The sequence below is a fragment of the Streptomyces sp. NPDC014733 genome (genome assembly GCF_043083385.1).
GTDB lineage: Bacteria > Actinomycetota > Actinomycetes > Streptomycetales > Streptomycetaceae > Streptomyces.
This window is the reverse complement of sequence record NZ_JBIBYO010000003.1, coordinates 542,468-556,634: the sequence shown is the minus strand read 5'-3', so window position 1 is coordinate 556,634 and position 14,167 is coordinate 542,468. Positions and strand designations below refer to the sequence as shown.

At 74.4% G+C, this 14,167-nt stretch carries 13 protein-coding genes; 11 read left to right on the top strand and 2 right to left on the bottom strand.

Annotated elements, in window-relative coordinates:
* Window positions 1-43 precede the first annotated feature (43 nt).
* Window positions 44-1,435, bottom strand: coding sequence for an RICIN domain-containing protein (locus ACF1BH_RS10690; RefSeq protein WP_391642049.1), 1,392 nt, complete (start codon window positions 1,433-1,435; stop codon window positions 44-46).
* 322 nt (window positions 1,436-1,757) lie between these two features.
* On the opposite strand from ACF1BH_RS10690, the gene ACF1BH_RS10685 reads away from it, so the two are divergent.
* The 4 genes from ACF1BH_RS10685 (at window position 1,758) to ACF1BH_RS10670 (ending at window position 4,574) form a co-directional block, all read left to right on the top strand.
* Window positions 1,758-3,362, top strand: a complete 1,605-nt coding sequence (locus tag ACF1BH_RS10685; RefSeq protein WP_391642203.1) for a phage tail sheath family protein — start codon at window positions 1,758-1,760, stop codon at window positions 3,360-3,362.
* A 119-nt stretch (window positions 3,363-3,481) separates the two neighbouring features.
* Window positions 3,482-3,925 carry a phage tail protein gene (locus tag ACF1BH_RS10680; protein WP_143944641.1) on the top strand — a complete coding sequence of 148 codons (444 nt, stop codon included), beginning with the start codon at window positions 3,482-3,484 and terminating at the stop codon, window positions 3,923-3,925.
* On the top strand, window positions 3,925-4,419 hold the full coding sequence (locus ACF1BH_RS10675; protein ID WP_391642048.1) for a hypothetical protein: 495 nt from the start codon (window positions 3,925-3,927) through the stop codon (window positions 4,417-4,419). Before ACF1BH_RS10680 ends, ACF1BH_RS10675 begins: the two co-directional genes overlap by 1 nt.
* The gene (locus tag ACF1BH_RS10670) at window positions 4,416-4,574 is read left to right on the top strand and encodes a DUF6760 family protein (protein ID WP_169749981.1); all 159 of its coding nucleotides are present in this window, start codon (window positions 4,416-4,418) and stop codon (window positions 4,572-4,574) included. The genes ACF1BH_RS10675 and ACF1BH_RS10670 overlap by 4 nt, the downstream gene beginning before the upstream one ends.
* A 1,570-nt stretch (window positions 4,575-6,144) precedes the next feature.
* On the opposite strand, the gene ACF1BH_RS10665 is transcribed toward ACF1BH_RS10670, so the two are convergent.
* Window positions 6,145-6,528 carry a hypothetical protein gene (locus ACF1BH_RS10665; RefSeq protein ID WP_391642047.1) on the bottom strand — a complete coding sequence of 128 codons (384 nt, stop codon included), beginning with the start codon at window positions 6,526-6,528 and terminating at the stop codon, window positions 6,145-6,147.
* Window positions 6,529-6,736: 208 nt separating this feature from the next.
* On the opposite strand from ACF1BH_RS10665, the gene ACF1BH_RS10660 reads away from it, so the two are divergent.
* Genes ACF1BH_RS10660 through ACF1BH_RS10630 form a run of 7 tightly spaced genes read left to right on the top strand, consistent with a single transcriptional unit; the run spans window position 6,737 to window position 14,164 of the window.
* Window positions 6,737-8,053 carry a hypothetical protein gene (locus ACF1BH_RS10660; protein ID WP_391642046.1) on the top strand — a complete coding sequence of 439 codons (1,317 nt, stop codon included), beginning with the start codon at window positions 6,737-6,739 and terminating at the stop codon, window positions 8,051-8,053.
* Between the two features lie 50 nt (window positions 8,054-8,103).
* The gene (locus ACF1BH_RS10655; RefSeq protein WP_030278852.1) at window positions 8,104-8,541 is read left to right on the top strand and encodes a phage tail protein; all 438 of its coding nucleotides are present in this window, start codon (window positions 8,104-8,106) and stop codon (window positions 8,539-8,541) included.
* On the top strand, window positions 8,541-9,254 hold the full coding sequence (locus ACF1BH_RS10650) for a peptidase M23 (RefSeq protein WP_391642045.1): 714 nt from the start codon (window positions 8,541-8,543) through the stop codon (window positions 9,252-9,254). Before ACF1BH_RS10655 ends, ACF1BH_RS10650 begins: the two co-directional genes overlap by 1 nt.
* Window positions 9,251-11,188, top strand: a complete 1,938-nt coding sequence (locus tag ACF1BH_RS10645; protein ID WP_391642044.1) for a VgrG-related protein — start codon at window positions 9,251-9,253, stop codon at window positions 11,186-11,188. Before ACF1BH_RS10650 ends, ACF1BH_RS10645 begins: the two co-directional genes overlap by 4 nt.
* Window positions 11,188-11,646 carry a GPW/gp25 family protein gene (locus ACF1BH_RS10640; protein WP_391642043.1) on the top strand — a complete coding sequence of 153 codons (459 nt, stop codon included), beginning with the start codon at window positions 11,188-11,190 and terminating at the stop codon, window positions 11,644-11,646. The genes ACF1BH_RS10645 and ACF1BH_RS10640 overlap by 1 nt, the downstream gene beginning before the upstream one ends.
* On the top strand, window positions 11,646-13,604 hold the full coding sequence (locus ACF1BH_RS10635; RefSeq protein ID WP_391642042.1) for a putative baseplate assembly protein: 1,959 nt from the start codon (window positions 11,646-11,648) through the stop codon (window positions 13,602-13,604). Before ACF1BH_RS10640 ends, ACF1BH_RS10635 begins: the two co-directional genes overlap by 1 nt.
* Window positions 13,601-14,164 (top strand): phage tail protein, encoded by a 564-nt coding sequence (locus ACF1BH_RS10630; RefSeq protein WP_391642041.1) that lies wholly within the window; start codon window positions 13,601-13,603, stop codon window positions 14,162-14,164. Before ACF1BH_RS10635 ends, ACF1BH_RS10630 begins: the two co-directional genes overlap by 4 nt.
* Window positions 14,165-14,167 lie beyond the last annotated feature (3 nt).

Below are 14,167 nucleotides of genomic sequence, written 5' to 3'. Positions count from 1 at the left end.
GCCGCCGTCCCCGGGCCGACGGCCCTCCCCCGTGCGAACGCGCTCACGGTTTGGCGATGCCCCAGACCTGGTCGTCGTCGGTGGTGCAGTCGAAGAGGGTCAGCGGCAGCCGGTCGGCCATGTCCTCGTTACGGCTGTGGTAGCCCTCGACGTCCATGCAGAGACCGCCGCTGTTGTAGTTGTGGATCCAGTACATGCCGCTGCCCGGGAGCCGCTCCAGCCACCAGCCCTGGTTGCCGGCCCGCTCTCCACCGCAGCCGGACTCGATGAGGTGCGCGCCCTTCCCCTGCGGGTCGCTGCCCTTCAGGTCCAGGCAGAAGCCGTCGCGCACGTTCTTGATCTGGAACAGGTCACGCCCGTCGGGGCCCGCGCCCTTGCCGCCCCGCAGTACCTGGAAGGTCCAGAGCTGGTTGTCCTTGGACTGGTCCGGGTTGCAGGCGTACTGCCAGACCGGGCCGCCCGCGGTGCCCCGGCCGTCGCCGGGCAGGTCGACGCACTTCTTGGTGGTGTCGTTGCGCAGCAGGACGTTGTGCAGGTGCGCGTACGGGTCCTTCTTCGGCTTGTTCCCGCCGCCCCCACCGCCGCCCTGGTCCTTCTTCGGCTCCTGGGTGGGCTGTTGCGGCGTCGGCTGGGCGGGCGCCGACGGCTGGATGGTGTGCGCGGTCTGACCGGGCGTCTTGTCCGTCGCCTTGGTGGCCACGTCCGGCTTGTAGGTCAGCCAGATCATCACGAACGCGATGGCCAGCCCCAGCAGCAGGCTGAACAGCACCCCGAGCCAGCGCGGCAGCAGCCCCGGCTGGACGTACGTACCGCGCACCGGCAGCGGTTCGGCGCCGGAGCGCTGCACCGACAGCGTGTAGGGCCGGGACTGCTTGGCGCCCGCCCAGATGATCTGCCGCGGCTTGAGCGTGGTCTTCAGGAACGCCGCCCGCCCCGGCTCGATCTGCACGTTCGCCGGGTTGATCTCGTACGACAGCTGATCGCTGTTGTCGTGCCCGGTGACGGAGGCGGTGAGCTTGACGTTGCCGAGGTTGTCGACGGCGAGCCGGGGACGGCCGCGGAACCGGCCGGTGACATTGGCCGGGACGAGTTCGGCGCGGACCTCGCTGAACGCGGTGACGGTGACGTTGCCCTCGGGGACGGTGGTCGCCTCGGGGAACTCCGTCGGGATGATCTGGACACCGTAGGGGTGCGGGCCGGCGGCGGCGTCGGGGGTGCGGGGCGGAGCGAACGTCAGCTCCACCGTGCCGGTGGTGCCCGGGTAGAGCCGCAGGGTCCCGGGCTCGACGGTCGTCCAAGGTGCCAGATCGCCCACCGGGACGCAGCGGTATTCGTCGACGACGTCGCCGGTGTTGCGCAGCCGTAGCCGCACGGTGGTGCTGCCGCCCGGGTCCACGGTGGTCGAGGCGGGTTCGAGAGAGGTCCACAGGCTCATACGGCGACCGTATGGCGAGGCCGGTGGGCGTGTCGCAGGACTGGGGGCAGGGTCGGGTGCCCCTAGGGACCGGGCCGGCTGCCCCCGGGGCCCGCAGAGGCTGCACCCGGGCCCCCGGGCCGCGCCGGAAGCGGACCCGTCGCAGGTCAACGGGGGCCTCAGGCCGTTCGCAGCGACCCGATATCCGTGCCCCGGCTGCCCGTTGGGGCATCGGCGCTGCCCCCGCTACGGCCCCGACGGACCTTCCGGAGCTCAGGGGACGGCGACAACAGTGGCGTACTCCACCGTCATACGGTTGTCGTACCCCGAGGAGAACCAGCGCATGCCGTCGTATCTGTCGCCCGGCGTCTACGTCGAGGAGGTAGCCAGTGGCTCCCGCCCGATCGAAGGGGTCGGCACTTCCGTGGCGGCCTTCGTGGGCCTGGCGCCCACGGGGCCGCTGAACCAGCCGACGCTGGTGACCAACTGGTCCCAGTACGTGGCCGCCTTCGGCGAGTTCACCGACGGCTACTACCTCGCCCACTCGGTCTACGGGTTCTTCAACAACGGCGGCTCGGCCGCGTACGTGGTCCGGGTCGGCGGCGCCGCCACGGACGCCGGTGCGCAGTCCGGTGCGCCGGCCGCGGTGCCGGCGGCCGCCGCGCCCGCCGAGCTGACGCCCGGTGAGCCCACCGCCCTGGGCACCTTCGCGGTCCGGGCGCTGACGTCCGCCACCGGCGGCGGCGCGCTGAGCGTCGAGGTCGCCGACCCGGAGGGCGAGGGGCCGGCCGAGCGGTTCCGGCTGCTGGTCAAGGACGGCGACAAGGTCGCCGAGACCTTCGACGTCAGCGCCAAGAAGAGCACCCGCAACTACGTCGTCACGCAGGTCAAGGAGCGCTCCAAGCTCATCACCGTCCTGGAGGCGGCGCCCGCGGCCCAGTTGGCGCGCCCCGACAACCAGACGGTGGAGCTGGCCCGGCCCGTCCAGGCGCCCGCGGCCCCGGCGCCCGCCGCCCCGGGAGCGGTCCCGGCCGTCCACCCCGGCCCGGCCGAGTACCTCGGCGACTCCGCCGACCGCACCGGCTTCGGCGGTCTGGAGGCGGTCGACGAGATCTCGATGGTGGCGGTGCCCGACCTGATGGCCGCCTACCAGCGGGGCGCCATCGGCCTGGAGGAGGTCAAGGCCGTCCAGCTCGGTCTGATCGCCCACTGTGAGCTGATGGGTGACCGCGTCGCCGTCATCGACCCGCCGCCCGGTCTCAACGCCCGGGACATCCGGGTGTGGCGCCAGGAGACGGCGGGCTACGACTCGAAGTACGCCGCGGTGTACTACCCCTGGGTCAAGGTCTTCGACCCGGCGTCCGGCCAGACGAAGATGATCCCGCCGAGCGGTCATGTCTCCGGTATCTGGGCGCGTAACGACTTCGAGCGCGGTGTGCACAAGGCCCCGGCCAACGAGGTGGTGCGCGGCGCCGTCGATCTGGAGACCCAGATCACCCGCGGTGAGCAGGACCTGCTCAACCCGATCGGCGTCAACTGCATCCGCGCCTTCCCCGGCCGCGGGATCCGCGTGTGGGGTGCCCGCACCCTCTCTTCCGACCCGGCCTGGCGGTACATCAACATCCGCCGGTACTTCAACTACCTGGAGGAGTCGATCCTGATCGGCACCCAGTGGGTGGTGTTCGAGCCCAACGACGAGGCGCTGTGGGCCCGGATCCGGCGGAACGTCTCCGCGTTCCTCGTCAACGAGTGGCGCAACGGCGCCCTGTTCGGCTCCCGTCCCGAGGACGCCTTCTACGTGAAGTGTGACGCCGAGACCAACACCCCGGAGTCGGTCGACCTCGGCCGGGTCATCTGCGAGATCGGCATCGCGCCGGTCAAGCCCGCCGAGTTCGTGATCTTCCGGCTGGCGCAGTTCTCCAGCGGCAGCGGCGAGCTGGAGGAGTAACCCCGCCAGGGGTGGGCGCCGCCCCCGGACGCGCCCACCCCGCCCGTACCTGACCGTCCCGATTCCCGGGGGTCCGGCATCCGCGCCGGTGTCCCCCGCCCCCGCACAGAGAGCGAACCATGAGTCTGCAGCCCGGTGATTCCCTCACCTCACACAATTTCGGCCTCCAGATCGACGGCGTGATGGTCGAGTACCTCCAGGAGGTCAGCGGCCTGAGCATCGAGCAGGACGTGATCGAATACCAGCAGGTCTCCAGCCAGGGCAAGCCCGTCACGAAGAAGCTGCCGGGCGTGAAGAAGGCCGGCACCTGCACGGTCGTGCGCGGTATGACGCAGTCCGCCGCGTTCAACCAGTGGATCACCCAGTCCGTCAACGGCCAGATGTCGACGGCGCGGAAGAACGCCACGATCATGGTGATGGACTACATGAACACCCCGGTGAAGCGCTACAACATGCGCAACGCCTGGTGCAGCAAGGTCGACACCTCCACCGTCAAGGCCGGTGAGGCGTCCGCGCTGACCGAGACCGTGACCATCACCTTCGAAGAACTGGTCATCGAGTAATGCGCCGCACGGCCTCCCGGCCCGCGGCCGTCCCCGACCCGGTCGCCGCGCCCGCGGTCCCGGGCGGGGACCCCGCGGCGCCCGCCCCGGCCGCGGCGCCCGCGCCCGCCGCCGAACCGGCACCGCTGCGCACCGAGTTCGCGTTCGAGCTGCCGCGCGGCTACGTCGACGACGCGGGTGTGGTGCACCGCACCGGTTCGATGCGGCTGGCGACGGCCCGCGACGAGCTGGTGCCGCTGCGGGACATCAGGGTCCAGGAGAACCCGGCGTATCTGTCGGTGGTCCTGCTGGGCCGCGTCATCACCCGCCTCGGCACGCTCCACCAGGTGCACGACGGCATCGTGGAGAACATGTTCGCCTCCGACCTGGCGTTCCTCCAGGACTTCTACCGGCAGGTCAACGCGGAGGGCCACACCCGTGCCGGGGTGACCTGCCCGCACTGCGAGCAGCCGTTCGAGGTGGAGCTGGGCGGGAGCCGCCTGGGGGAATCGTGACGTACGCGGCCGACCGTATCCACGCGGAGATCGCGTACGTCGCCTATCACTTCCACTGGAGCCTGGAGGACATCCTGGACCTCGAACACGGGGACCGCCGCCGGTACGCCGACGAGATCGCCACGCTGGTCAACCGCGCGGCGGCGGAGGGCTGATGGGACTCCTCGACAGACTGCGCGGCCGCCGTCCGGAGACGCCGGACGACGGTACGGCCGCACCCGCCGCCGGGCCCGCCACGGCGCCCGAGGCCGCCCCGGCCCCGGACGCCGGGCACCGCGCACCGGCCGGCTGGTCGGCGCTGCCGCCGATCCGGCGCACCTTCGCCGACCGGGCGGACACCGTCGCCGACCGCGGGTTCGGCACCTCGCTGACGACCTGGCAGAACCCGTCCTTCACCGGCACCCTCACCCATGCGGTGCTGGACAGCGGGCCCGGCGGACGGATCGCGCAGCTGTCCGCGGCGCCGGTGCGCGGCGCGGGCGAACCGGACGCCCCCATGGCGGAGTTGCCCGTGGCGGGGCCGCGTCCGGCGCCTGCCGACCCCCCAGCCGGCGGGCAGCCGCACGGTGCGGCTGACACCCCGGTCACGGTGGCGCGGGCGACGGGCCCGCGGGTCCGGCCGCTGCCGCCGGCCGCGGCGACGCGCCCGGCGACGCTGACGTCCGCCCCGCGCGGTACGCGGTCCGACACTGCCCCGCGCGCCTCGGTGCAAAGGCGGGAGCTGCCGGTGGCGCGCGCAGGGGCGGGTGGCGCACCTGCCTCGCGGCCCGCGGCCGGTACAGGGGCGCGCTCCGCTCCGGCCGCCGGCTCCGGTGACGGGCTCGGCGGTTCCCCGGCGGGCGGGGCGGCTCTGCCGCTGCCGCCTGCCGCCGGTGCGGTGTCGCCACCCGGCGTCGCCACCCCTTCCTCGTCCGGTGCCGGGCTGCCGCCGGTTGCGGTGCAGCGGGCGGCGGACGGCGGAGGGGCGGCGGACGGCGGGCGGGCGAAGCCCGGCGCGGCGACCGGTCCGGAGCCGTCTCCGGCTCCTTCTCCGACTCCAGCTCCCGCTCTTATCGCCAACTCCACTGCAACCACGGGCATTTCGCAGGACGAGAGCCCTTCGGTCCGCCCCGGGAACTCCCCGGACGCGACGCGCACGGCCGCTGTCCGGCCCGGCACCACCCCGGGTGCCGGGCTCGCGGGTCCGCTGCCCGTGGTGCGGAAGACCACGGGTACCCCCGCCACGCCCGCCACACCTGCCGCTCCCGGGGCGCCGCGTCCCGCGCGCGCCGCCGGGCCCGTCGGTGCGCCTTCCCGGCCGGGGACGCGCGGTACGGACAAGCCCGCCGGTGCGCCGGGCGGTTCGCTGCGTACCGGTGCGGCCGCGCGTCCGGGCACGCCACCGGCCGGCCCGTCGCCGACGCCCGGCGCGGGACCGGCCACGGCCCCGGGCACGCCCGCCGCGCCGCGGACGCCTGTCGCGCCGGGGACCGGCTCCACGCCCTCGCCGCCGCCTTCCGGCTCCTCATCGGCTCCCTCGGCTGCCTCGGCTGCCTCGGCTGCCGGACCCTCGTCGGATTCCCTCCCCTCCTCGGCTCCGGGCCCGGCCGCGCCGTCCGGCCGTACGGCACCCGGTGCGCGGCCGGCCTCCTCCGGTACCGGTGGGCACCCGGTGCAGCGCGGCGCCGAGGGTTCCACCGCGCGCCGGGGGCTGGGCACGCCGCGCGCCACGCAGCCGCCGTCCGCCTACGGCGCGTCCGCCCCCTCCGGCGCCTCCACCCCGTCCACCCCGGCGACGCCGCCCGGTACGCCGGTGCAGCGGCGGTCGGCCCGGCTCAACCCGCCGACAGGCGCGGCTCCTTCGACGTCCCCGACGTCGCCGGTCGCCCCGGCGCCGGCCGAGCCGTCCCCGTCCACGCCTTCCACGCCTTCCACGCCTTCCACGCCTTCCACGCCTTCCACGCCGAGCGCACCGGCCGTGCCATCCATGCCACCCGTGCCATCCATGCCTGTCGCACCGGCCGTGCCGCCCGCATCCGCCTCGTCCTCCGTTCCGGCCGCACCGTCCCCGGCTCCGGCGGCCCGGCCGAGCCCGGCGGCCCCGGCCCCCTCGGCCCCGGTGGCGGTCATCCGCACCGCTCCGGCCGACTCCTCCGCGCCGTCCGCCCCGTCCGCTCCCGGACCTGCGGAACCGGCCCGGCGGCGCCCTCTGCTGGGCGCCCCGCTGATCGCCCCACCGCAGGCCGGGCAGGCGCGCCCGGGGCCGGCGACCGGTGCCCCTGGCGCGCCGCACCGCCCCGCCGGGCCCGCGGCCGCCCCGGGCGGCGGCCCCGCACCCGTGCAGCGTGCCGTCCCCGTACGGCGGCCCGAGGCGGCGCAGCCGTCCGGTACGCACCGCACGGGCGCCGGGCACCGGAGCGGTGACGCCTCCCGGTCCGCGCTGCCCGCCCCGATCGCCCGTGCCGTACCGGACACCACGCCGCCGACGACCGTCACCGGTACCGGCCGGCCCCCGCTGGCGGCGTCCGCGACGCCGGGGCCCGTGACGGCGGGGCCGGTGGCACCGCCGCCCGCCCCCTCGGCGCCGGCCACCCCCGTCGTCCGGCCCGGCACGCCGCCCGCCGGGCCGTCCGCCTCCGGGCCGTCCGCCGCGCCGACGCGTCCGGCGGCGGCCCTGCCCCTGGCCTCCTCGCGGCCGTTGGCCTCGGCGATGACCTCCACCACCCCGGCTGCCGCCCCCGTTCAGCGCCGGACGGCACCGTCGGCCGCGCCACTGCGTGCCACGTCGGTACCGGGCGCACCGTCCGTCGCGCCGGCGCGGCGGGCGACGGGGCCGACGCGGCAGCCGGGCGGTCCGGCCGGGCCGCGCACGCCCGCCGCGCCGCTCCCCGGGAGCGCACCCGGCGTTCCGGCGTCCGGCGCCCCCGTACAGCTGCGGCAGCTCCCGAACGGTCCGGCGGCGCACGGTCCCGTGGCCGTGCCCGCCGCCGCGCCGCGGTCCGGGCCGGTGGGCGGTGCGCCCGCCCCGCAGGCCGTTGTGCTCCGTGCCGCCCCGGCGGCGGGCGGGACCGGGGACGCGCCGCGGCGCCCGCCGGTTCCGCTGCCGACCCCGGCGGGCGGCGCGCCCCCCGCCGTCCAGCGGAAGGCCGCGCCGCTGACACCGCGTCCGGCGGACGTACCCACCTGGCCCCCGGCCCCGGCCGCCGTACCGCCCGCGGAAGGCCCGGCCCCCGTACCGCTGCCGCAGCACACCGCCGCACCGCCGCTCCCGCCCCTTGCCGCCGTCCAACGCGCCCCGGAGCAGCGGGAGCCGGAGTGGCGGCCGCTGCTGGAGAAGAGCGCGCCTCGGGCGCAGGAGGCGTCCCGGGCTCCCTCGCTCCCCACCGGGAAGAGCGTTCCGGTGCCGGAGCGGACGCGGAGCCGGGAGCAGCCGCCCCTCAAGCCGGCCTCGGCCCGTAACCGGCAGCTGCCCCGGGAGAGTTCCGGGAAGCGGTCCGCCGGGCGGGAGGGGGACGGGTTCGATGCCCGCGACCTCACCGACGGTCAGGTCGACGAGTTGGTCCACCGGTTGTTCGGGCTGCTGGTCCCCCGGTTGAAAGCCGAATTCCGCCACGACCGGGAGCGCATCGGCAGACTCCGCGATCCGCGCCGCTGACGCGGCCACCCCCGCTTTGCCCTCATGTCCGTACCAGAAAGGCCGCTTCGATGCCCAGCGATCTCGATCCGGGATCCACCATCTTCTTCACCCTGACCATCGACGGCGAGAGTCTGGGGTACTTCAACGGCTGTGAAGGGCTCGCCTCCGAGGTGGAGATCGAGCACCACCAGGAGGGCGGCAACAACGGCTTCGTCTGGCAGCTGCCGTCCCGCGTCACCTTCTCCAGCATCCGGCTGACCCGCCCGCTGACCCCGGACACCTCGAAGGTCGCGGCCTGGATCTCGTCGGTGACCACCGGGGTACGCCGCCCCACCGCGCAGATCGCGGCGTTGCGGGCGGACGGTTCGGTCGTCGCCCGGTGGGGGCTCATCGACGTCCTGCCGGTCCGCTGGCAGGGTCCGTCCCTCGACCCGGAGAGCCCGGGCGTGGCCACCGAGGTCCTGGAGATCACCCACCACGGCTTCACCGATGCGGGGGGTGCGTGATGGCGGGCGCGGGCAAGAGCCTGGTCCGTGCCTCGCTCGCGATCCATGAACCGCCGGTCGGCGAGAGCACCACACCCGGCGCGCTGAAGCGTACGTTCGGATTCGACTTCAACCCCTCGCAGCTGGCGCTCAGCCAGCGCGCCGACTGGAAGGTGACGCCGGCGCCCGCCGTCCGCAACGGCGCGCTCCCCGAGTTCATCGGCGCGTACGCCCGCGAGCTGAACCTGGAGATCTTCCTGGACTGCTCGGACAAGCCGGACAGCAACGAGGTCCTGAAGAAGGTCGACGCGCTGCTCGACTGCTGTGAGGTGACGGCCGCGAGCATCGCCGCGAAGCAGCCGTCGACGCCGTGGGTGGTGTTCGAGTGGGGCGGGTTCTCCACCGCGCACTTCACCGCGTACGTGGCCTCCGTCGACGTCTCGTACACGCTGTTCGGCACCACCGGGCTGCCGATCCGGGCCACCTGTCAGGTGCGCCTGGGCGAGATCCCCACCGACACCAAGGGGCAGAACCCGACCTCGGGTGCGCTGACCGCGCGGCGGGTGCACCGGCTGGTGGCCGGGGACTCGCTGCCGTCGCTGGCCTGGCGGGAGTACGGCGACGCCGGGTTCTGGCGGGCCATCGCCACCGCCAACGGCATCGACGACCCGTCGCGGCTGTCGCCCGGCACCGAACTGATGCTGCCCGCGGTCGAGGAGGTGACCGGAGCATGACCAAGCTCGCCTATTCCAGCGTCATCCACGTCACGATCGGCGGCTCCCCGCTGCCGAAGAAGCTGCTGCCGTACCTGTCGGACGCCTGGGTGGACCTCGGCTCCGGAGTGCCCGGCGCCTTCCAGCTCACCTTCCGCGACCCGCACCGCAAGCTGCTCGGCTCCGCCGGGATCAAGATCGGCACCAAGGTCGCGCTGGCGCCGGTCGCCGACGGCAAAGGCGCCCAGTCGCCGCTGATCAGCGGGGAGGTCACCGCGCTGGAGACGGAGTACGACGGCACCGGCACGTTCACCCTCGTGCGCGGCTACGACCTCGGGCACCGGCTGCTCCGGCAGCGCCGGGTCGCCGGCTACACCCGGATGACGGCCGCGGCCATCGCCCGGAAGCTGGTCGCCGACAGCGGCATCACCGTCGGGCGGATCGAGTCCACGAAGGGGACGTACGACTTCCTCACCCAGGACAACGTCACCGACTGGGACTTCCTCTCCCGCCTCGCGGACGAGAACGAGAAGGTGATGTTCCTCGACCCGCGCGGGAAGTTCCAGTTCGTCACGCCCGACAAGGCGTCGGGCGCGCCGCCGGAGAACACCCCGGGCGACAAGAGCCCGTACGTCCTCCAGGCGGGCGTCGACATCCTGCGCTGCCGCTCCGCCGTCACCGCCGCCGACCAGGTGCCGCGGACGGAGGCGCGCGGCTGGGACGTGCAGAGCAAGAAGGCGCTGCGGGAGCGGACGACCGCGAAGGACAACCCCGGCTTCGACATCGGCACCACACCGGGCAGGGCCGCCGCGGCGTTCCCGACCTCCCCGCTCGTCGAGACCCACACGCCCTACGACCAGCAGGCGCAGGTCAAGCGGGCGGCGGATGCGCTGGCCGACGACGTCACGGCGTCCTTCGCGGAGCTGGAGGTCACGGTGCGCGGCGCGCCGAAGCTGCGGCCGGACACCCCGGTGACCCTCACCGACGTCGGCGAACCCTTCGAGGGCAAGTACACCGCGACGGGGGTGCGGCACGTCTTCGCCTCCGGGCGGCACTACGAGACCTGGGTGACCGTCAGCGGGCGCCAGTGGCGGTCGCTGTACGGCGTGGCGTCCGGCGGTGCCGCGACCGCCTCGCGGCTGCCGTCCGTGGCCAACGCGATCGTCACGGATGTGAAGGACCCGCTGAAGCAGGGCCGGGTCAAGCTGCGGTTCCCGTGGCTGGACGACAGGTACGTCAGCGACTGGACGCGCACCGTGCAGCTGGGCGGCGTGAACGGCGGCTCCATCGTGCCGCTGGACGTCAAGGACGAGGTCCTGGTGGCGTTCGACCGCGGCGCGCTGGACCATCCGTACGTCATCGGCGGGCTCTACAACGGCAAGGACCGGCCGGAGAACGGCGATGTGCCGCTGCACGACCGGCTCAGCGGGAAGGCGAGCCGCCACACCGTCGCCGACCGGGAGAACAACCGCCTCGATCTGCTCAGCCAGAAGAGCGGGCTGCGCAAGCGCGGGGTGCGGCTGCGGACCGGGGACGACCGGCTGACCGTCGAACTCGACCGCACCCGGACGCAGATCACCGTCGACAGCTCCGGCAGCGTCAGCATCACGGGCAACACCTCGGTGTCCGTCGAGGCCAAGGGCCGGCTGTCCATGAAGGCCGGCGGGGCGATGAGCCTGTACGCGGGCGGGGCGATGAGCCTCACGGCGGGCGGCGCGATGTCGGTCAAGGGCGGCGTCGACCTGGCCCTCTCGGCCGGCGGCATGTTCAACCTGAACGCGGGCGGGGCGGGCACGATCGACGCCGGGGCGATGCTGCACCTGGCCGGCGGCGCCGATGTGAACCTGATCGCCGGTGCGGCCATGCAGATCCTGGCGACCGGCAACGTGGCGGTCGTCGCCGCGGAGGTCGCGTTCGCCGGGTACGTCACCGTCGACGGGGTCCCGGTGATCTGATGCCTGAACAATTCGTCGGCTCCGGCTGGTCGTTCCCGTTGCGTATCAGCCCGACCGGGGGGATCGCCCTGGTCAGCGGGGAGCGGGAGGTGGAGGAGGCCATTCATCTGGTGCTGGCGACGGCGCCCGGTGAGCGGCCGATGCGGCCGGAGTTCGGCTGCGCCATCCACGACATGGTCTTCGCGCCGGTCAACGAGGCGACCGCCGGCCGTATCCAGCACGAGGTGCACACCAGCCTCGACCGGTGGGAGCCGCGTATCGAGGTGCACGACGTGGAGGTGACCGCCGGGGACGAGCCGGGCGTCCTCTTCATCGATGTGCGCTACACGATCCGCGGCACCAACAACCCCCGCAACCTCGTCTTCCCCTTCTACGTCATTCCCGCCCACGACGGCCCCGCGTCCGACTCCGCCTCCGGCCCCGGATCCGGCGGCCCGTCCACCGAAAGCGACCGCTGATGGCCCTGCCTTCCCCGAACCTCGACGACCGGCGCTTCCAGCAGTTCGTCGACGACGCCAAGCGCTACATCCAGCAGCGCGCCCCGGAGTGGACCGACCACAACGTGTCCGATCCCGGTGTGACGCTGGTGGAGACCGTCGCGCACATGGCCGACCAGATCGTCTACCGGCTCAACCGCGTCCCGGAGAAGAACCACCTCGCCTTCCTCGACCTCGTCGGCATCACGCTCTTCCCGCCGTCGGCGGCGCGGACGGAGCTGACGTTCTGGCTGTCCGCGGCGCAGGACGAACCCGTGCGGGTGCCGCTGGGCACCGAGGCGGCGACGGTGCGGGCGGACAGCGAGGACGCGGTGGTCTTCGCCACCGAGCGGGAGCTGACGGTCGTACCGTCCTCGCTCGCGCATCTCGCGGTGCAGCACGAGGGACAGCCGGTCACCGACCGGACCTCCGATCTCCAGGAGGGCCAGGACCTGCTCTGCTTCGCCGAGGCGCCGCGGCCGGGTGACAGCATGCTGCTGGGGCTGAGCGCCGCGGTGCCGCACTGCGCGGTGGCGCTGCGGCTCGACAGCCGGGTCGACGGTGTCGGTGTCGACCCGCGGCAGCCGCCCCTGGTGTGGGAGGCGTGGACCGCCGACGGCTGGGCGGGGTGCGAGGTCGACCAGGACACCACCGGTGGTCTCAACCGGCCCGGTGACGTGGTGCTGCACGTGCCCGGCGGCCATGTGCTGTCCCGGTCCGGGCGGAACGAGGCGGGCTGGATCCGCTGCCGCGTCACCGAGGCGGCGTCCGGCCAGCCGTTCTACACCACCTCGCCCACCGTGCGGTCGGCGGAGGCGTTCACGGTGGGCGGCACCACGCCCGCGGTGCACGCCGAGACGGTGTACGACGAGCCGCTCGGCGAGTCCGGCGGGCTGCCCGGCCAGCGGCTGCGGCTGGCCCGTACACCCGTCGTCGGCGACACCCCGCCGCTCCACCTCCAGGTCGCCGAGTACGACGGCTGGACGGACTGGGAGGTGGTGCCGCACTTCGCGGCGTCCGGGCCGGACGACCGGCATGTGACGCTGGACGCCACCACCGGGGAGATCGCGTTCGGCCCGTCGGTGCGCGAGCCGGACGGCACGTTGCGCCACTACGGTGCGATGCCGCCGAAGGGCTCCGCGATCCGCGCCCGCCGCTACCGCACCGGCGGCGGCCGCACCGGCAACGTCGCCCGCGGCGCGGTGCGTGCGCTGCGCGACTCCGTCCCGTACGTCGCCGAGGTGGTCAACCGGGAGGCGGCGCGCGGCGGGGTCGACGGGGAGACCGTCGAGGAGGCGCGGGCCCGCGCGCCGATCACGCTGCGGGCGCAGGACCGCGCGGTGACGCTGCGGGACTACGAGGAGCTGGCCCGGCGGGCGGCGCCGGAGACGGCCCGGATCACCTGCCTGGCCGGTGACGAGGGGGAACACGGGGCGTACGCGGTGCGGGTGCTGGTGGTGCCGCAGGCGGTGCCGGACCCGGGCGGGCGGCTGCGGTTCGAGCAACTGGTGCCCGCGGACTCGCTGCTGGAGCGGGTGACGCGGTATCTGGACGACCGGCGGCTGATCGGCACCCGGCTCGCGGTGGGCCCGCCGTTCTACCAGGGCGTCACGGTCGTCTCGACGCTGCACGCGTTCCGGGGTGTGGACGTGGACCGGGTGCGGCGCGAGGCGCACGACGCGCTCTACCGCCATCTCGATCCGCTGACCGGCGGTGCGGACGGCAACGGCTGGCCGTTCGGGCGCCCGGTGCAGGCCGGTGAGGTCTTCGCGGTGCTCCAGCGGGTGCCGGGCGTGGAGTTGGTGGACGAGGTGCTGCTCCACCCGGCCGACCCGCTGACCGGCCGCCGCGGCGACCAGTCGGACCGTATCGACCTCGATCCGTCGTCGCTGGTGTTCTCCTTCGACCACCGCGTCCGGGTCATCGGGGACGCGTCGTGAGGGGCTCGGTGGACGGGCTGGTGTCGTCGGCGCCGCTGGGCCCGATGCTGCCGGCGGTCTTCGCCGACGACGCGCTGGCGCAGGACTTCGTCGCGGGTCTGGACGAGGTGCTGGCGCCGATCGTCAACGTCCTGGACTGTCTGGACTCCTACTTCCGGCCGTCGCTGGCACCGGCCGACTTCACCCGCTGGCTGGGCTGGTGGGTGGGGGCCGACACCGACGGGATCGACGACGGCGACGCCGCCGGGGAGGCGCGGCTGCGGGCCGCGGTGGCCGCCGCGGCCCATCTGCACCGGGTGCGCGGTACCCGCCGCGGGCTGGCGGAGACGGTGCGGCTGGCGTTCGGCGTCGCGCCGGAGATCTCCGAGAGCGGCGCGGCGGCGTGGAGCGCCCGGCCGCGCGGCCCGGCCCCGGGCGAGCGCCGTCCGCGGCTGCACGTCACGCTCCGGCTGCCCGCGCCGACCACCGCCGACACCCACCGGCTGGACGCCCTCGTGGCGGCCGCCCGCCCCGCCCACATGCCGTACACCGTCGAGGTGCTGACGGCGGAAAGGATCTGACCG

Excerpts from the sequence above, each read along its gene's own strand:
- ACF1BH_RS10690 (WP_391642049.1), bottom strand. The coding sequence starts at position 1,435 with ATGAGCCTGTGGACCTCTCTCGAACCCGCCTCGACCACCGTGGACCCG.
- ACF1BH_RS10685 (WP_391642203.1), top strand. The coding sequence starts at position 1,758 with ATGCCGTCGTATCTGTCGCCCGGCGTCTACGTCGAGGAGGTAGCCAGT.
- ACF1BH_RS10680 (WP_143944641.1), top strand. The coding sequence starts at position 3,482 with ATGAGTCTGCAGCCCGGTGATTCCCTCACCTCACACAATTTCGGCCTC.
- ACF1BH_RS10675 (WP_391642048.1), top strand. The coding sequence starts at position 3,925 with ATGCGCCGCACGGCCTCCCGGCCCGCGGCCGTCCCCGACCCGGTCGCC.
- ACF1BH_RS10665 (WP_391642047.1), bottom strand. The coding sequence starts at position 6,528 with ATGACCGCCACCGGGGCCGAGGGGGCCGGGGCCGCCGGGCTCGGCCGG.
- ACF1BH_RS10655 (WP_030278852.1), top strand. The coding sequence starts at position 8,104 with ATGCCCAGCGATCTCGATCCGGGATCCACCATCTTCTTCACCCTGACC.
- ACF1BH_RS10650 (WP_391642045.1), top strand. The coding sequence starts at position 8,541 with ATGGCGGGCGCGGGCAAGAGCCTGGTCCGTGCCTCGCTCGCGATCCAT.
- ACF1BH_RS10645 (WP_391642044.1), top strand. The coding sequence starts at position 9,251 with ATGACCAAGCTCGCCTATTCCAGCGTCATCCACGTCACGATCGGCGGC.
- ACF1BH_RS10640 (WP_391642043.1), top strand. The coding sequence starts at position 11,188 with ATGCCTGAACAATTCGTCGGCTCCGGCTGGTCGTTCCCGTTGCGTATC.
- ACF1BH_RS10635 (WP_391642042.1), top strand. The coding sequence starts at position 11,646 with ATGGCCCTGCCTTCCCCGAACCTCGACGACCGGCGCTTCCAGCAGTTC.